This window comes from Sphingomonas sp. BL-S-25 (assembly GCF_055521555.1).
The window spans coordinates 290,780-306,529 of record NZ_CM145486.1 but is presented as its reverse complement, the minus strand read 5'-3'; the positions used below and the strand labels follow the sequence as shown (position 1 = coordinate 306,529).

Here is a 15,750-nt window from a genome sequence, read left to right as displayed (position 1 = left end):
GACGCACCGGGCCTTTTTCGTTGTCGCTCGCTCGTAACCGGATCAGCCCCAGGGGCGCTCGCGATACCATTTGGTGATGACGTATTTCAGGCCCGAACGCACCTTCATCGCATGGTGGAGCGTCGACGGGTTCGGTCGCCCATCGGGGCGCAGATTGTTCCAGGCCAGCACCTTGCCCGCCTCGGGCTGGATGATCTTGTCGATCGCCTTGAACCGCGTCGCGCCGCCGGCCTCGACATCGTTCAGGTAGATCATGACCGTCCAGGTGCGCTGGCCCGAGACGGTGCAATATTGGACGAAATCCTTGCCGGTCGGCTCGAAATAGTCGGTATGCGCCTTGAACTCCTGGCCGATGTCATAGCGCTGGCCCTGCATCGGCTCGCCATGCAGCGGGTCGAGTCCGACCATCTCGGTAATGCGCCGCTCCACCTCCATCACCACCGCATCGCTATTCGGCAGGTCGCACGTCTCGCTGGTGCGAAACGCATAGTCGCCATTGCCGTCCGCCAAGGTGGAGGGGCGCCGGTCCGAATCGATCTTGTACATCAGCAGCTGGCACAGCTCGGGCTCGAGAAAGCCCTTCTTGATGAACATCGCCACTTTCGGGCTGGGCACCCGCTGCACGCCCGGCTGGGCGGCGAGGTGCGCCATCACCGGCTCCGACGGGTGGCCGCAGCCGAGATTGGGACTGGAATCAGCGCTCATGCGCGCCTTCTGCCAAAAGGGCAGGGGCGTTTCCACCCTCCAGACAGGGTGCAACGCGACCGTCACAAAAGCGCAAAGACGGTGTCATGAGAGATGCATAATCGATGCGCTCATGACCACAGCCGCTCCGACGATTCCGACCCCGGCCAACGCGCCGGTCGCGTTCGGATCGTCGAATCCCGCGGAGCTGGCGGACGCCATTCTGGGCGAAGCGAGGCGGCAGGATGCCAGCCATGTCCATGTCGAGCCGAGCGAGGGCGGCCTGCGCGTGCGGATGCGCCTTGGTGGCCAGCTCCGCGACGTGCTGCGCCTCGATCATCCGACGCTTCCCGATTTCGCTGGCCACGGCCTGGACGTGGCGCGCATGGCGACGCAGAGCGGCGAGCGGCTGGTTCTGCACCTTCCGGAGCGCGAGGCGCGATTCGCGGCGATCGAGGCGCTCGGCATGCCGTCGCGTCTGGCCCAGGCGGTTGGCGGTGCACTCGCTGGTACCGGCCTGATCCTGATCTCCGGTCCCGAAGGTGCCGGCAAGCGCCGCACGCTCCGGGCGCTGGTCGATCAGGCCGATGACGGCACCCGCAATATCCTGTCCGCGGGCTCGCTCGATGAATTGCGGGCAGTGCTACGCCAGGATCCGGACGTGATCGCGATCGACTCGGTCGCCGACCGAGATCTCGCCCGGCTGATGGTCCATGCCGCCGGCGCCCATCTGGTGATTGCCACGATCGAGGCGCGCGATGCCGTCAGCGGGCTCCAGCGCCTGCGTGACTTTCGCGTCGAACCGTTTCAACTCGCCTCGACCCTGCACGGGGTGATTGCGCAGCGGCTGGTCCGACGCCTGTGCCAGTCGTGCCGCGAGCCGGTGCAGGCGCGCGGATCAGTATCGTCGCTGCTCGGCTTCGACGCCGGCGCGGTCGTCTATGCCCCGGTCGGCTGTGAGGCGTGCGATGACGGATTCGCGGGCGAGACGGGCGTGTTCGAGGCGATCCTGGCCGACCCCGCGCTGCGCCGGCTGATCAACGACGGCGGGGACGGGGCCATCATCGCCCGCCACGCCTTTCTCAACGCGCCGAATCTCGGCTCGGCCGCCCGGGCGCTGGTGCGGGAGGGGCGGATCAGCGCAGACGAGGCTGTACGCCTGTCGCGCAGCTAGACGGGCGGACACGGAATCGTCAGGATGTGCACGACATTATCTTGCGCTTCGGCAAAGCTCCCGCTAAGCGCGCCTTCTTCGCGGCGACCGTAGTTCAATTGGTTAGAGCGCCGGCTTGTGATGCCGGAAGTTGCGGGTTCAAGTCCCGTCGGTCGCCCCATTCTTCCCCCCTGACCGCCCGCGCCCGCAGACGGGCGGCTGCCGTGCAGGATTTCATATGATCACCGATTGGGGTTATCCCGACTTCGACGACCATGAGGGCGTCCATCTGTTCTCCGACCGCGAATCGGGGCTGAGTGCGATCATCGCCGTCCACTCGTCGAAGCTTGGTCCGGCGGCCGGCGGCGTCCGCTTCTGGCATTATGCCGACAGCGATGCGGCGATCACCGATGCGCTGCGCCTGTCGCGCGGCATGAGCTACAAGAACGCCATGGCCGGCCTGCCGCTGGGTGGCGGCAAGGGTGTCGTGCTGGCGCCGTACGCCGGTGCCGAGATCACCGATGCCCAGCTCGAGGCATTTGGCCGCGCGGTCGAATCGCTGAACGGCCTCTATGTCACCGCCGAGGATGTCGGCATGTCCGAAGCGCGGATGAAGCAGGTCGCGACCCAGACCCGTCACGTCTCGGGCCTCCCCGTGGCGGCCGGCGGTGCAGGCGGCGATCCCGGCCCCGTCACCGCGATGGGCGTCTATCTGGGCGTCAAGGCGGCGGCGAAGCGCGGCTTGGGTGCCGACCAGATGAAGGGCGTCCATGTCGCGATCCAGGGCGTCGGCAGCGTCGGCGGCGGCCTGGCCCGCCTGCTGGCGAAGGACGGCGCGCGCCTGACGCTGGCCGACGTCAATGCCGACCGTGCTCGTGCGCTGGCCGAGGAACTGGGCGGCGAGACCGTCTCGACCGACGCGATCCTGTCGCTCGACGCCGATATCGTCAGCCCCAATGCACTCGGCGCGATCCTGACCGAGACGTCGATCGCCGCGCTGCGCACCAAGGTCATTGCCGGCGGTGCGAACAATCAGCTCGCGACGCGCGCCGATGGCCAGCGGCTGCAGGACCGCGGCATCCTCTACGCGCCCGATTATGTCATCAACGCCGGCGGCATCATCAATGTCGGCCTGGAATATCTCGGCCAGGGCGACCGCGCCGAAGTCGAGGCACGCGTGCAGAAGATTCCCGAGCGCCTAGTCGAGGTGTGGGACGAGAGCGAGCGCACCGGCGATCCCGCCAGCGAGGTTGCCGATCGTATCGCGCAGCGGCTCATCGGTCGCTGAGGATCGGGGCTGCTGAAGATCGGGCGCCGTTCGCCGGGCATGGTCGCCCGGCGGATACCGCGATTTCGGCCCCATCGCTTTGATCGCGGGCATGGATTTGCGGCGGCTTCCCGGCTATCCCCCGCGCGTGCCCGTGCTTCATGCCCTCGCCAATCCCGCGCGCTTCCTGAAGATCGCGCGCCCGCTGACGCCCATCCTGTTCTGGCTGGGCGTCATGCTGGCGGGCTTCGGCGCCTGGGCTGGACTGCGCGTGACGCCGCCCGATTATCTCCAGGGCGAGACGGTGCGGATCCTCTACATCCACGTTCCCGCTGCCTGGCTGGGAATGGGCGGATGGAGCGGCGTCGCGATCGCGTCGCTCTGCTATCTCGTCTGGCGTCATCCGCTCGCGAACCTCGCCGCGCGCGCGATGGCGCCGGTCGGTGCGCTGTTCGCCGCAATCTGTCTGGCGACGGGTTCGATCTGGGGTCGCCCTGCCTGGGGCACCTGGTGGGAATGGGACGGCCGACTTACCTCGATGCTGCTGCTGCTCTTCGTCTATCTCGCCTATATCGCGCTGGCGAAGGCCGATGCCGATCGCGGCGGCGACGGCCGGGTGCCGGCGCTGTTCGGTGTGGCCGGGTCGGTGCTGCTGCCGGTCATCCGCTATTCGGTGGTGTGGTGGAACACGCTGCATCAGGGCCAGAGCATCGGTATCACCAGCACCAGCATCGACGCCTCGATGCTGTGGCCGCTCTGGTTTACGCTGGCCGGCTTCAGCCTGTTTTTCGGCGGGGTCGTGCTGATGCGGATGCGCGCGGCGCTCGCGGCCCAGAAGGTCGAGGCGCGGATGAAGCGGATGGCCGCGCAATGATGGACCACTGGACCTTCGTGACCGCGGCCTACGCGATCACCGGCGTCGGATCGTTCGTGATGGCGGTGGCCAGCTATGTCGCGATGCGCCGCGCCGAACGCGCCGCCGACGCCCTGAAACGCAAATGATGAAACCCAAGCATCAGCGGCTCGTCCTGGGCCTTGCCGCGCTTGCCGCGATCGGCGGCGCCAGCGCGCTCGCTCTGTCCGCGCTGAAGGACGAGGCGGCATTCTTCTACGCCCCCGGCGATATCGCCGGACAGTCGGTGCCGCTCGACCGGGCGGTGCGCCTCGGCGGCATGGTCCAGAAGGGATCGGTCGTGCGCGGGGCCGACGGCGTCTCGATCCGCTTCGTCGTCGAGGACGGCAAGTCGACCGTGCCGGTCGCCTTCCGCGGCGTGACGCCGGACCTTTTCCGCGAGGGATCGGGCGTGGTTGCCGAGGGCAGGTTCCAGCCCGACCGCAGCTTCGTCGCCGACAATCTCCTCGCCAAGCATGACGAGCGCTACATGCCCCCCCAGATGGAGGGCAAGATGCACAAGTCCGAGAGCGTCGAGCGATGATGGCGGAAGGTGGCCTCGCCGCGCTGTGGATCGCGGCGGCGCTGGCGCTGGTTCAGCTGATGCTGGCCTGGGGCGCCTGCCGCGCGCCCGCGCGCGACGGTGTGACCGATCCCGGCGATCTGGTCCGCGCGACCCGCCGCATCGCCATCGCTCAGGGCGTGCTGGCGGCGCTCGCCTTTTTCATCCTGATCCTGCTGTTCGTGAACTCCGACATGTCGGTGCTGCTGGTCGCGACCAACAGCCATTCGGCCAAGCCGATGCTCTACAAGATCGCCGGCGCCTGGGGGAATCACGAAGGGTCGATGCTGCTATGGGTCACGATCCTGGCGGTGGCCGGCGCCGGGGTCGCGCTGTTCGAGCGGCGGCTGGCGGCCAGGACGCTGGCGGCGACGCTCGGCGCGCAGGCGGCGATCGCGCTCGGCTTCTACGCCTTTCTTGCCTTTGCCTCGAACCCCTTCCTGCGGCTGAACCCGCCGGCACCGGACGGGCAGGGGCTCAACCCGCTGCTCCAGGATCCCGGGCTCGCCTTCCATCCACCCACGCTCTATCTCGGCTATGTCGGCCTCTCGGTCGCGTTCAGCTTCGCAGTCGGTGCGCTGGTGATGCGCGATGTCGGCCCCGCCTTCGCCCGCGCGATGCGGCCCTGGGTGCTCGGCGCCTGGATCTTCCTCACCATCGGCATCGCCGCTGGCAGCTACTGGGCCTATTATGAGCTTGGCTGGGGCGGCTGGTGGTTCTGGGATCCGGTCGAGAACGCCTCGCTGATGCCTTGGCTCGCCGCGACCGCGCTGCTCCACTCGGTTACCGTGCTCGCCACCCGAGACGGGCTGCGCGCCTGGACGCTGATGCTCGCGGTCGTCGCCTTCTCGATGTCGATGCTCGGCACCTTCCTGGTGCGCTCGGGCATCCTCGTCTCGGTCCATGCCTTCGCGGTCGATCCGACCCGCGGCACCTTCATCCTCGCACTGCTCGGCCTCTATATCGGCGGCGCGCTCGCCTTGTTCGGCGCGCGTGTCGGCACGGTGAAGCAGGGTTCGACCTTCGAATTCGTCAGCCGCGAAGGCGCGCTGGTCATCAACAACCTGCTGCTCACCGTCATCCTCGGCATCGTCTTCATCGGCACGCTCTATCCGCTGGTCGCAGACGCCATGGGGCAGCAGCTGTCGATCGGCCCGCCCTTCTTCAACAAGGCGGCGATCCCGGTGATGATCGCGCTGATGGTCGTCACCATGGCCGGCCCGATGCTCAAATGGCGCCGCGACCGATGGAGCGAGCTCGGCCGCAAGATGCTGCTGCCCGCGGCAGCGGCGGTCACGATCGTGCTGATGATGATGCTCCTGCTACCCGGCATCCATATCTTCCCGCTGCTCGGCCTGGTCAGCGCCGCCGCGCTCGGCGTTGCCAGCATTGTGCCGCTGTGGCGCCGCAACCTGCGCCGCACCCCGCTGCACATCTGGGGCATGGTGATCGCCCATCTCGGGGTCGCCGTCAGCATCGCCGGCATGGCCAGCGACAGCGCCTTCAAGCAGGAACGCCTCGCCGCACTCCGCGTCGGGGAGGTGACCTCGGTCGGTCCGTTCGAAATAAAGCTGCACGAGATCCGCCCGGTCATCGGCGACAATTGGTCGGCGATGGAGGCGGTACTGATCGCGCGGCGCGGCGAGGGCAAGCCGTTCCAGCTCAGTCCGCAGCAGCGTTATTTCAGCCAGCCGGTGACCACCACCAGCGAGGCGGCGATCAAGACCGTCACCGACGGCCAGCTCTATACCGTGCTCGGCGCGGGCGAGGGCAATGGCCCCGATGCCCGCTGGCAGCTTCGCCTGTGGTGGAAGCCCTGGGTGACCTTCATCTGGTTCGGTGGCGGCCTGATCGCGTTCGGCGGCTTGCTTGCGCTGATCGGCCGCGTCCGGCGGGAGCGTCGCCACGCGCCCGAGGAGGAACTGCGATGAGGCGGCTGCTGATCTGGTCTCCGCTGCTGCTGTTCGCGATCGTCTTCGGCCTCGTCGCGAGCGGGCTGCTCTCGCCTGCCGACCGCACCGTCAAGTCGGCACTGATCGGCCAGCCCGCGCCGGTGTTCGACCTTCCCGCGCTGATGCCGAACAAGCCCGGCGTGCTCAGCAAGGATTTCGCCGACGGCAAGCCGCGCCTGGTCAACATCTTCGCCAGCTGGTGCAGCCCATGCATCGCCGAGGCGCCGCAGCTGATGGCGCTGAAGCAGCGCGGGGTCGAGATTGTCGGCATCGCCACCGCCGACACGTCGGAAGCGATGCTCGGCTTCCTGACCCGCAACGGCGATCCCTTCGCCGCGATCGGCGACGATCGTCACCGCAAGGTCCAGTTCGCCTTCGGATCGGCCGGCGTGCCCGAGACCTTCGTGATCGATGGCAAGGGCAGGGTGGTGATGCAGCATGTCGGCTATGTCAGCGCCGACGACGTGCCCAAGCTGATCGACGCGCTGGAGCGCGCGAAATGATGCGCGCGCTTGCCCTGCTCGGCGCGCTGCTCCTGGCCGCCCCCGCACTTGCCGAGGGCGACATTCCGGCGACTGAGCTGTCCTATACCCAGCTCAAGAACCCGGCGCAGGAGGCTCAGGCCAAGGCGCTGATGGACACGCTGCGCTGCCTCGTCTGCCAGGGCCAGTCGATCGCCGACAGCGACGCCCAGATGGCGGGCGACATGCGCGCGCTGGTGCGCCAGCGTATCCAGGCGGGCGAGAGCCCCGGCCAGGTCCGGCAATGGCTGGTCGATCGCTATGGCGACTATGTCACCTATGACCCGCCGATGAGCTGGCTGACCGTGCCCTTGTGGCTGACCCCGATCGCGCTGCTGCTGATCGGCATCCTGATCGCGCGGCGCAGCTTTTCGCGCGGAGCGGCCGATAGCACGGAGGGGCATGAGTCATGAGCGGCTGGATCATGCTGGCGCTGCTCGCGGCGCTGACCGGCGGCCTGCTCTGGGCGATCGGCTTCCCGCGCAAGATGTGGATGGTCGCCGCGACCGCGCTGACGCTGGGTGCCACCGGCTATGCGTGGCAGGGCAGCCCCGGCGTCCCCGGCTACAATGCCGCGACGGCTAAGAAGAATGGCGAACTCGACCCGCTGATGATCGAGATGCGCGACGCGATGTATGGCCGCTTCAACGCCTCCTGGTATGCGTTCAAGCCGGCCGAGGCGCTGCTGCGCATCGGCGACGCGCGCCGTGCGGTGATCGTGATGGAAGGCGCGGTGAAACAGGGACCGCGCGATCCCGCCGCCTGGACCGGCCTCGGCATCGCCCTGTCCGAACATGATCGCGGCGTCTCCCCTGCGGCCCGCTTCGCCTTCGATCGCTCTATCGCCCTGACCCCGCAGCATGGCGGCGGCGCCTATTTCCTCGCCATGGCTTATTTCCGGTCGGGCGATCTCGCCGAATGCCGCAAATGGCTCGCACTCGCGCTGGAGCGCACGCCTGCGGACGCCAGCTACCGCCCCGTCATCGAGGCACAATTGCGCCAGCTCGACCAGATCATTGCGCGCCAGACCGAACAGGCGAGCCAGCCGCCCCGGCCATAATTGCCGCGTGACAAGCGCCTCGCGATAGGTTGTCATCGCCAGGGGGAGCCGGGCACGGACCCGCGCCCCGATCGGGGGAGGGAAATATGGTCGTGGTGCGCGTCCTCATCGTCCTGCTGCTGTCGCTCGGCGCTTTGAGCGCGCGGGCGCAGGTCACCGAACCCAAAGTGGCCAAGAGCGTGAAGGCGCTGAAGCCCGGCGAGGGCATCCTGCGCCTGTCGCTGCGGTCGCAGCGTCAGTTCGTCGATACTGCCTATCTCTACCTGGTCCGCGTCAATCCCGACGGGGCGGATGGACCACAGGTCTTGCGGTTCGAACGCGGCGCCGGCGTGCCGCTGGCCGGCAGCAACATGATCGACGTGAAGCCGCGCTACTACCGTATCCCGGCGGGCCGCTATCGGTTGTTCGCCTATACGGTCGCCTGCCCGATGATACCGGACATTGGCACGACCTGCATGTTCTACGGTCGTCCCTTGCCGACAGGCGCCTATGCCAGCGGGTCGCCGACGCTCGAGGTGCGGGAAGGCGCGCTGACCGACGGCGGCGATTTCGTGATCGAATATATCAAGGCCGTCGACCTCGATACCGTCAGCCTGTTCGACGACAATTACTCGAACGAAGTCTATGATGTGCGCTGGAAACCGATCCGCGAGGCGCTTCTGCCCGAATTCGCAGCGCTTCCGGCCGCTCCGGCCATTCAGGTGCCGGCCAGGTTCGAGTCACGCATCGAATGCGAGCAGCGACCCAGGACCTACAAGATCCAGTTTCCCTTCCGCTGCCCGGCATCGGCGCCCGCGCGCTGACGGTGGCCGGGAAGGCCGGACCTAACAGGAGTCCGAACTAGTGCCGCGAAGGTGCTGGCAAGCGAAGATCCGGAGTTCTGCCAGCACCGGCGACAGGACCAGGCGCCCGCGTTCGATATTCCGTATCTCGCTGACCCGATCGCCGCGAAACTGGAAATCGACGACAAGATCCCGTTCCTGCCCGGGACAGTCGAACGCGACCGCGATCATGTTGATACCGGCTGCAAAGCGCCCGGCCCGGCAGTTGCCGATCAGCTCATGTATCCCCTCGCGGCTCGGCCTGTCGCGAACGTCGAACATCGGCCAGAAAGCGGCGTCGCGCGTGACCAGCCGGCCAAATGCGGTGTCGTCCGGTGCCTCGATCACTTCACGGACGGTCTCAGCCCGCGCACCTTGCAGAACCATTGGGGTTCCGAGAAGGGCGAGAAGTGCCAACGACAAGATGACGGCGATCAAGCCCAGCGAGACTTTGGTCATGCTCTGCTCCATCACCGTCGAAACGCGATAGCAAAGCTCCGCCACAACAGCAGCAGGATCACCACGCTGATGGCCGCGCCCCAGAACCAGTAGGGGAGCAACAGCGCATCGGCGATCGCACCGGTATCCGATCGGTGCAGCTGGCCGTCGATGACTCCGCCGGGCGTGAACAGATAGCCGAACTGGTGCCACACGCTGATACAGGCCTCGACGCCCAGCAACTGGATGCCGAAGCGCTTCTGTTCTTCCGTGCCGCGCCAGGCGAGCAGCAAGATGGCGATGCCCAGTGCCGGCAGGATCAGCCAGCCGGTCATCGTCCGCACCCAGATCAGCGTCGACAGGATCAGCGCCCCGCCCATGATCGCCAGCGCGGCATGCGTCGCCTTGGGGGTGCGCGAGGCGATGATCAGCAGCGCTCCGGCGATCGCGGGCCCCAGGGGGCCGCTGGCCGCAACCAGCGCATCCGGCAGCGCGGAGGCGTGGACCGGTCCGTAGGACTGGGCGACCCCTGACCCGTCGGGATAGATCAGCAGCCGTTCGAAATGCCAGCCGACCAGCATCGCCGCGATGCCATGGCCCATCTCGTGAAACCAGGTCGCCAGGATCGTGAACGGATAAAGGACCAAGCTGCCGATCGTCGTCTGCCACAGGATGATCGACACGACCGCAATCGCCGTCATCAGCCGAACGCGCTGCATATGGGCTCGCTCGGCTAGGATACTCGACATCGGCACTCCGTTCGGGATGGTGGTCGGCTGACCTTCTATCAGCCCTACTGCCAGTCTGACTACAGGGCAGCTAAGCAGATTAGCGTTGCCCGCTGAGGGCCGTAACGTCGGGAGATGTAATCGCCCATCGGGTCCTTGGTTACAGACGTCTTTGAGCATCTTCCGGATGAGGATTGGAATAGTGAGTGGACGTGCACTTGGCCACTAGGCAGAAATCTTCTGATCGATTTCTGAGTTTACGGCTTGGTCATGATGGTCGCGGCCCCCGTTGGCTCGTCTGCCTTCAGTTGCGGTTAGCCGCAAGGATTGCATGGAAGGGTTAAGTATGAGGGATCCGCTGTTCGGCGACATCGAGTATGATTTCGGCTGGCGAGGACAGTGCACATGGCCTCTGTTTGGGAGCCTCGTCACGACAACGATGATCATTGCGTGCGATGAAGACGAAGAAATCAGCCTCGTCCAGCGCGAGGCATTCATCGGATTTCAGCGGCATCAGGCCGTAATGTGCCGCAGGGCGGAAGGTGCGATTTTTGAGTATTATCTGGAGGCTCTACCAGATCTCCGTTCGCGCTTCGGTCCGCAATTCGCGGATCTGTGGGCGCCAGAAATATCGCGGGCGGAAGATCTGGTCCGGCTGATCACGCCAACTGAAGTCATTATTCAAGAGCCGTTTATCGATCCGGCCGAACGCATTGTCGGACTTCTGTTCGATTGCACATGGGAGCAAAGTCTAGGCCTGGGAGTGAAGTTTGTGTGCGAAGACTTGGCTGAAGTCGGCACCCAGGACATCGTGCTTTAGAAGGACGGATCGACAGTTGGCTGTTGGAATTCTTGGTTCCTCATCGAATTGCTCCGACGGGCTGATTGGCAAAGAAAAGCCCCGGACCTCTCGGCCCGGGGCTTCTCGTCCAGATCGGGCGGTGCGCTTACTCGCCCCAAGCCTCGAACGGCAGGTTCAGCGCTTCGGCGACTGCGGCGTGGCGGATCTTGCCTTCCGACACGTTCAGGCCGTTCGCCAGGTGGCGGTCGGACTGCATCGCCGCCTCGGCACCCTTGTTGGCCAGCTTCAGCACGAACGGCAGCGTCGCGTTGTTCAGCGCGATGGCCGAGGTGCGGGCGACCGCGCCCGGCATGTTGGCGACGCAGTAATGGATCACGCCGTCGATCTCGTAGACCGGATCGTCATGCGTGGTCGCATGGCTGGTCTCGAAGCAGCCGCCCTGGTCGATCGCGATGTCGACCAGCACCGATCCGCGCATCATCGTCTTCAGCATGTCGCGCGTGACCAGCTTCGGCGCTGCGGCGCCGGGGACCAGGACCGCGCCGATGATCAGCTGCGACCGGCTGATCGCCTCGGCGATCGCCGCCTTGCTGGCATAAGCGGTCTTGATCTGGCTGCCGAAATGCATGTCCAGTTCGGCCAGCCGCTCATTGTTGATGTCATAGATGGTGACATCGGCACGCTGGCCGACCGCCATCTGCGCGGCATTGATGCCGGAGACGCCGCCGCCCAGGATCGCGACCTTGCACGGCGCGACGCCGGGAACGCCGCCCAGCAACTCGCCACGACCGCCCTGCTCCTTTTCGAGGTAATGCGCGCCGACCTGGATCGACATGCGGCCGGCAACTTCCGACATCGGCTTCAGCAGCGGCAGCGCGCCCGAGTTGGACGTGACCGTCTCATAGGCGATGCAGGTCGCGCCCGACTTCATCAGCCCCTCGGCCTGCGGCTTGTCGGCGGCGAGGTGGAGATAGGTGAACAGCAGGTGGCGCGGCTCCAGCATCGCGATTTCCTGCGGCTGCGGCTCCTTGACCTTCACGATCATCTCGGACTGGGCGAACACGCTCTTCGCGTCGGGCGCGATCGTCGCGCCGACCTTGGTATAGGCTTCGTCGTCGAAATCGATGCCCATGCCGGCGCTCGCCTCGACGATCACCTCATGACCTGCGGCGACCAGCTCGGCGACCGACGCGGGGGTCAGGCCGACGCGATATTCATGGTTCTTGATTTCCTTGGGGACACCGACACGCATTGCAGCTCTCCTGAAACAATCGATGACGGATAGTATCGCGAGTTACGACGCGAATCCCTGCAAACTTGTGCGTCGAATTTGGCCTTGGCGCATGGAACTGCTATGTCCGGCGACCTGACCGGGAATTCATGCAATGGATCGCATCTTCACATCGATTCTCAAGCTGCTCGCCGCGGACGCGCGCGCGCCGGTCAGCGGGATCGCCGCCGATGTCGGCCTGTCACAGTCCGCCTGTACCCGCCGGATCCAGGCGCTGGAGGCGTCGGGGCATATCCAGGGATATGGCGCACGCCTTGGGCATCGTGAGCTCGGGTTTCGCGTCACGGCGCTGGTCGACATCACGCTGGGCACGCAGAAGGAGGAGGACCTTGCCGCCTTCGAACGCGCGGTCTCGGCGATCGATGGCATCGTCGAATGCGCGCTGGTTTCGGGCGGGCAGGACTATCGGCTGAAGATACTCGCGCGCGATCTCGACGATTACGAGCGGCTGCACCGCGAACATCTCGGGCGGCTGCCCGGCGTGGTGACGATCAATTCCAGCTTCGTGCTGCGATCGGTGCCGACCCGCAGCGAGGCCGATGCCCTGTTCGGACCTGGCTCGGCGAACGGAGTCACGCGGTCCTGAGTTCATCGACGACTCGGTCGAACCGGTCGAAATAGGTCCGCTCCAGCTCGGCGGTGTCGAGCGAGAACAGCGCCAGCGACTCCGGCAGGTCCAGGTCGCTCGCTTCGTCCCGTCCATCCTCCCTGAACCGCGGATAGACATCGGCCGCCGCCTGCAGGTCTCCAGCGTTGCGCATCCCGTAATCGGCCGCCCACAGGCAATAGATCAGCCGCTCGACCGGCGTCAGCGCCGAGTCTCCCTGTTCGGTCTTGCGGATGATCACCGCATGACCGGCCTCCAGCAGCCAGCTTTCATTGTCGAGTTCGCTCACGCCCATTCCCTTGCGACTGGCGCGCCCGCACCACATATCTTGGGCCGGCGCTGAAGGAAGTGGAACCGGCGGATCATCCGGCGGTTCCGCATCCGAAACGCCGTTGCGGGTGCATGTTGCACGTGCTAACGGCGCGCCACTTTGCAGAAGGCGAGAACCCCGGTCGTATGGCCATCTCCGTTCCCTTCTCACCGGCCAGTCAGTTCCGCCCGTGAGCACCCCACACATCGCTGAAACCCCCGCGGGCCAGGAAGAGCATCTTCCGGCGCATGATCACTCGCACGACGGGCTCATCAAGCTCGCCGTGGGGGCGATCGGCATCGTCTTCGGCGATATCGGCACCAGCCCGCTCTACGCCTTTCGTGAGACGTTCGACGGCCATCACAAGATGGCGCTCGACGCACCGCACATCATGGGCGTCATCAGCCTGATGTTCTGGTCGATGATGGCGGTGGTGACGCTGAAATACGTCACCATCATCATGCGCGCCGACAACAAGGGCGAGGGGGGCAGCCTGGCGCTGCTCGCGCTGATCAACAAGAAGAGCGGGCAGAAGAAGTGGACCGCGGGCATTGTCCTGCTGGGCGTGTTCGCGACCGCGCTCTTCTATGGCGACTCGATGATCACCCCGGCGGTGTCCGTCCTGTCCGCGGTCGAGGGTCTGGCGATCGCTGCCCCGGGTTTCAGCGGCCTGATCGTGCCGATCGCCGTCGCGATCATGGTCGGCCTCTTCTCGATCCAGAGCACGGGCACCGCGCGGGTCGGCATGTTCTTCGGTCCGATCATGCTGATCTACTTCGCCTCGATCGCGACGCTGGGCATCCTCAGCTTCATTCAGACGCCCGACATCCTGTGGGCGCTCAATCCCTGGTACGCAGTCCAGTTTTTCATCCATAACCCTGCTCAGGCGTTCCTCGCGCTGGGTTCGGTGGTTCTGGCGGTGACGGGTGCCGAGGCGCTCTACGCCGATATGGGGCATTTCGGGCGCAACCCGATCCGCGTCTCGTGGCTGTGGTTCGTGCTGCCCGCACTGATGTGCAACTATATGGGGCAGGGCGCGCTGCTGATGCGCGATCAGGGCGCCATCAACAGCCCCTTCTACAATCTCGCGCCCGAGGCGCTTCAGCTTCCGCTGGTCGGCGTCGCCACGCTCGCCGCGATCATCGCGTCGCAGGCGGTGATCTCGGGCGCCTTCTCGGTGACGCAGCAGGCGATCCAGCTCGGCTTCATGCCGCGACTGCGCATCGAACATACCAGTGCCTCGACCGCGGGTCAGATCTACATCCCGCTCGTCAACTGGGCGCTGATGGTGATGGTCATCCTGCTGGTGCTCAGCTTCCAGACCTCGTCAAACCTGACCGCGGCCTATGGCATCGCGGTCACCGGGGCGATGCTGATCGACAACTGCCTGCTGGCGGTGCTGCTGTTCACCTTGTGGGGCTGGCGCAAACGCTATGCGATCCCGCTGCTGGCGCTCTTCTTCATCGTCGACCTGGCCTATTTCGCGGCAAACCTCACCAAGGTGCCCGATGGTGGCTGGTTCCCGCTGCTGGTCGGCTTCCTGATCTTCACCCTGCTGACCACCTGGTCCAAGGGGCGGATGCTGATGATGCAGCGGCTGCGCGAAAGCGCGATGCCTATCAGCATCTTCATCGAAAGCGCCGCCAATTCCGCCACCCGCGTGCCCGGCACCGCGGTCTTCATGACCTCGACGCCGGACGGCGTGCCGCATGCGCTGCTCCACAATCTCAAGCACAACAAGGTGCTGCACGAGCGGGTGATCCTGCTGACCGTGAAGATCGCCGACTCGCCCTATGTCCCGGACGAGAACCGCACCTATCTCGAGGATCTGGGCAAGGGCTTCCACCGCATGGTGCTGAAGTTCGGCTTCATGCAGGAGGCGGACGTGCCCGCGGCGCTGAAGCAGGTCGATAGCTGCGGTGCCGAGTTCAAGATGATGGAAACCAGCTTCTTCCTGGCGCGCCAGACGCTGCTGCCCTCGGCGCGGCCGGGCATGATGATCTGGCGCGAAAAGCTGTTCGCCTGGATGCTGCGCAACGCCGAAAGCGCGATGGAGTTCTTCCGTTTGCCGACCAACCGCGTGGTCGAGCTGGGCAGCCAGGTCGAGATTTGAGCGATCCGGACGCGATCGGTTCGGCGGCGGGCGGGGCAGGAGGCCGGCCTGCGCCGCTGATCGTCACCGCGCTGTTCGGGCGCCAGGACCAGGCCTGGTTCGATGCGCTGCGCCGCGAGCATTTCCCGCCCGAGCGGCTGGTCGTCGGTGCGCATTTGACGCTGTTCCATCATCTGCCGCCCTCGGTCGCGGACGAGCTCAAGCATCGGCTGAGCGAGGAGACCCGCGGCATCCGCGCGCCGCGGGCGAAGGTCACCGGGCTGATGTCGCTCGGCCGCGGCGTCGCCTACCGGATCGAGGCGCCCGAGCTGTCGGCGATTCGCGCGCGGCTGGTCGATGCCTTTGCCGGCATGCTGATGCCCCAGGATGCCGGCCGCTGGCGCCCGCACGTCACCGTCCAGAACAAGGTGTCGCCCTCGCTCGCGGGTGTCGTCCTCAAGGCGCTGTCGCGCGATTTCGTGCCGCGCGAAGCGGAGATCGCCGGGCTTGCCAGCTGGCATTATCGCGGCGGTCCGTGGGAGGCGCATTCGCGTCACATGTTCGCTTGAC

Annotated in this window: 19 protein-coding genes and 1 tRNA gene; 15 read left to right on the top strand and 5 right to left on the bottom strand. The window is 66.1% G+C overall.

All coding sequences use genetic code 11. The features are described from left to right. Positions 1–42: 42 nt before the first annotated feature. Positions 43–705, bottom strand: coding sequence for a prolyl hydroxylase family protein (locus tag ACZ1H8_RS01550; RefSeq protein ID WP_465179643.1), 663 nt, complete (start codon positions 703–705; stop codon positions 43–45). 112 nt (positions 706–817) lie between these two features. Here ACZ1H8_RS01550 and ACZ1H8_RS01545 point away from each other — a divergent pair, with 112 nt between their 5' ends. The 11 genes from ACZ1H8_RS01545 (at position 818) to ACZ1H8_RS01495 (ending at position 8,894) form a co-directional block, all read left to right on the top strand. Further along, positions 818–1,858, top strand: coding sequence for a GspE/PulE family protein (locus ACZ1H8_RS01545; protein WP_465179642.1), 1,041 nt, complete (start codon positions 818–820; stop codon positions 1,856–1,858). 83 nt (positions 1,859–1,941) lie between these two features. Then, positions 1,942–2,018, top strand: a tRNA-His gene (locus tag ACZ1H8_RS01540). Positions 2,019–2,075: 57 nt separating this feature from the next. Beyond that, positions 2,076–3,125 carry a Leu/Phe/Val dehydrogenase gene (locus ACZ1H8_RS01535; RefSeq protein WP_465179641.1) on the top strand — a complete coding sequence of 350 codons (1,050 nt, stop codon included), beginning with the start codon at positions 2,076–2,078 and terminating at the stop codon, positions 3,123–3,125. Between the two features lie 127 nt (positions 3,126–3,252). Next, the gene (ccmC, locus tag ACZ1H8_RS01530) at positions 3,253–3,978 is read left to right on the top strand and encodes a heme ABC transporter permease CcmC (protein ID WP_465179639.1); all 726 of its coding nucleotides are present in this window, start codon (positions 3,253–3,255) and stop codon (positions 3,976–3,978) included. Continuing rightward, entirely contained in the window at positions 3,975–4,106 is a 132-nt protein-coding gene (locus tag ACZ1H8_RS01525; protein WP_465179638.1) for a hypothetical protein, read from the top strand. Before ccmC ends, ACZ1H8_RS01525 begins: the two co-directional genes overlap by 4 nt. Then, the gene (gene ccmE / locus ACZ1H8_RS01520) at positions 4,106–4,540 is read left to right on the top strand and encodes a cytochrome c maturation protein CcmE (protein WP_465181315.1); all 435 of its coding nucleotides are present in this window, start codon (positions 4,106–4,108) and stop codon (positions 4,538–4,540) included. Before ACZ1H8_RS01525 ends, ccmE begins: the two co-directional genes overlap by 1 nt. Further along, entirely contained in the window at positions 4,537–6,489 is a 1,953-nt protein-coding gene (locus ACZ1H8_RS01515; protein ID WP_465179637.1) for a heme lyase CcmF/NrfE family subunit, read from the top strand. The genes ccmE and ACZ1H8_RS01515 overlap by 4 nt, the downstream gene beginning before the upstream one ends. Beyond that, a complete protein-coding gene (locus ACZ1H8_RS01510) occupies positions 6,486–7,013 on the top strand; it encodes a redoxin family protein (RefSeq protein WP_465179635.1) in 528 nt (175 codons plus the stop codon). Before ACZ1H8_RS01515 ends, ACZ1H8_RS01510 begins: the two co-directional genes overlap by 4 nt. Further along, a complete protein-coding gene (locus ACZ1H8_RS01505; protein ID WP_465181314.1) occupies positions 7,013–7,444 on the top strand; it encodes a cytochrome c-type biogenesis protein in 432 nt (143 codons plus the stop codon). The genes ACZ1H8_RS01510 and ACZ1H8_RS01505 overlap by 1 nt, the downstream gene beginning before the upstream one ends. Further along, entirely contained in the window at positions 7,441–8,091 is a 651-nt protein-coding gene (locus ACZ1H8_RS01500; protein WP_110150976.1) for a tetratricopeptide repeat protein, read from the top strand. Before ACZ1H8_RS01505 ends, ACZ1H8_RS01500 begins: the two co-directional genes overlap by 4 nt. Before the next feature lie 92 nt (positions 8,092–8,183). Beyond that, the gene (locus ACZ1H8_RS01495; RefSeq protein ID WP_465179634.1) at positions 8,184–8,894 is read left to right on the top strand and encodes a hypothetical protein; all 711 of its coding nucleotides are present in this window, start codon (positions 8,184–8,186) and stop codon (positions 8,892–8,894) included. Positions 8,895–8,915: 21 nt separating this feature from the next. Here the strand turns inward: ACZ1H8_RS01495 and ACZ1H8_RS01490 are convergent, their stop codons facing one another. Together ACZ1H8_RS01490 and ACZ1H8_RS01485 are read right to left on the bottom strand one after the other, a co-directional pair. Beyond that, positions 8,916–9,371 carry a hypothetical protein gene (locus ACZ1H8_RS01490; protein WP_465179633.1) on the bottom strand — a complete coding sequence of 152 codons (456 nt, stop codon included), beginning with the start codon at positions 9,369–9,371 and terminating at the stop codon, positions 8,916–8,918. 11 nt (positions 9,372–9,382) lie between these two features. Continuing rightward, positions 9,383–10,051 carry a M50 family metallopeptidase gene (locus ACZ1H8_RS01485; protein ID WP_465179632.1) on the bottom strand — a complete coding sequence of 223 codons (669 nt, stop codon included), beginning with the start codon at positions 10,049–10,051 and terminating at the stop codon, positions 9,383–9,385. A gap of 373 nt (positions 10,052–10,424) precedes the next feature. On the opposite strand from ACZ1H8_RS01485, the gene ACZ1H8_RS01480 reads away from it, so the two are divergent. After that, positions 10,425–10,898, top strand: a complete 474-nt coding sequence (locus tag ACZ1H8_RS01480) for a DUF6985 domain-containing protein (RefSeq protein WP_465179631.1) — start codon at positions 10,425–10,427, stop codon at positions 10,896–10,898. A gap of 127 nt (positions 10,899–11,025) precedes the next feature. Here ACZ1H8_RS01480 and ald read toward each other — a convergent pair whose 3' ends face one another. Continuing rightward, a complete protein-coding gene (ald, locus tag ACZ1H8_RS01475; protein WP_465179630.1) occupies positions 11,026–12,132 on the bottom strand; it encodes an alanine dehydrogenase in 1,107 nt (368 codons plus the stop codon). A 133-nt stretch (positions 12,133–12,265) separates the two neighbouring features. Between ald and ACZ1H8_RS01470 the strand changes: the two genes are divergently transcribed. Beyond that, positions 12,266–12,757: an Lrp/AsnC family transcriptional regulator gene (locus ACZ1H8_RS01470; RefSeq protein WP_110150970.1), complete on the top strand. Its 492-nt coding sequence runs from the start codon at positions 12,266–12,268 to the stop codon at positions 12,755–12,757. On the opposite strand, the gene ACZ1H8_RS01465 is transcribed toward ACZ1H8_RS01470, so the two are convergent. After that, positions 12,744–13,067, bottom strand: coding sequence for a hypothetical protein (locus tag ACZ1H8_RS01465; protein WP_465179629.1), 324 nt, complete (start codon positions 13,065–13,067; stop codon positions 12,744–12,746). The two genes, ACZ1H8_RS01470 and ACZ1H8_RS01465, sit on opposite strands and share 14 nt — an antisense overlap. Positions 13,068–13,278: 211 nt before the next feature. Here ACZ1H8_RS01465 and ACZ1H8_RS01460 point away from each other — a divergent pair, with 211 nt between their 5' ends. Both ACZ1H8_RS01460 and ACZ1H8_RS01455 read left to right on the top strand, forming a co-directional pair. Then, the gene (locus tag ACZ1H8_RS01460; protein WP_465179627.1) at positions 13,279–15,201 is read left to right on the top strand and encodes a potassium transporter Kup; all 1,923 of its coding nucleotides are present in this window, start codon (positions 13,279–13,281) and stop codon (positions 15,199–15,201) included. Further along, on the top strand, positions 15,198–15,749 hold the full coding sequence (locus ACZ1H8_RS01455) for a 2'-5' RNA ligase family protein (protein ID WP_465179626.1): 552 nt from the start codon (positions 15,198–15,200) through the stop codon (positions 15,747–15,749). Before ACZ1H8_RS01460 ends, ACZ1H8_RS01455 begins: the two co-directional genes overlap by 4 nt. Position 15,750 lies beyond the last annotated feature (1 nt).

Coding starts and splice junctions, on each gene's coding strand:
- ACZ1H8_RS01550 (WP_465179643.1), bottom strand. CDS start 705: ATGAGCGCTGATTCCAGTCCCAATCTCGGCTGCGGCCACCCGTCGGAG.
- ACZ1H8_RS01545 (WP_465179642.1), top strand. CDS start 818: ATGACCACAGCCGCTCCGACGATTCCGACCCCGGCCAACGCGCCGGTC.
- ACZ1H8_RS01535 (WP_465179641.1), top strand. CDS start 2,076: ATGATCACCGATTGGGGTTATCCCGACTTCGACGACCATGAGGGCGTC.
- ACZ1H8_RS01525 (WP_465179638.1), top strand. CDS start 3,975: ATGATGGACCACTGGACCTTCGTGACCGCGGCCTACGCGATCACCGGC.
- ccmE (WP_465181315.1), top strand. CDS start 4,106: ATGAAACCCAAGCATCAGCGGCTCGTCCTGGGCCTTGCCGCGCTTGCC.
- ACZ1H8_RS01515 (WP_465179637.1), top strand. CDS start 4,537: ATGATGGCGGAAGGTGGCCTCGCCGCGCTGTGGATCGCGGCGGCGCTG.
- ACZ1H8_RS01510 (WP_465179635.1), top strand. CDS start 6,486: ATGAGGCGGCTGCTGATCTGGTCTCCGCTGCTGCTGTTCGCGATCGTC.
- ACZ1H8_RS01505 (WP_465181314.1), top strand. CDS start 7,013: ATGCGCGCGCTTGCCCTGCTCGGCGCGCTGCTCCTGGCCGCCCCCGCA.
- ACZ1H8_RS01500 (WP_110150976.1), top strand. CDS start 7,441: ATGAGCGGCTGGATCATGCTGGCGCTGCTCGCGGCGCTGACCGGCGGC.
- ACZ1H8_RS01490 (WP_465179633.1), bottom strand. CDS start 9,371: ATGACCAAAGTCTCGCTGGGCTTGATCGCCGTCATCTTGTCGTTGGCA.
- ACZ1H8_RS01485 (WP_465179632.1), bottom strand. CDS start 10,051: ATGACGGCGATTGCGGTCGTGTCGATCATCCTGTGGCAGACGACGATC.
- ACZ1H8_RS01480 (WP_465179631.1), top strand. CDS start 10,425: ATGAGGGATCCGCTGTTCGGCGACATCGAGTATGATTTCGGCTGGCGA.
- ald (WP_465179630.1), bottom strand. CDS start 12,132: ATGCGTGTCGGTGTCCCCAAGGAAATCAAGAACCATGAATATCGCGTC.
- ACZ1H8_RS01470 (WP_110150970.1), top strand. CDS start 12,266: ATGGATCGCATCTTCACATCGATTCTCAAGCTGCTCGCCGCGGACGCG.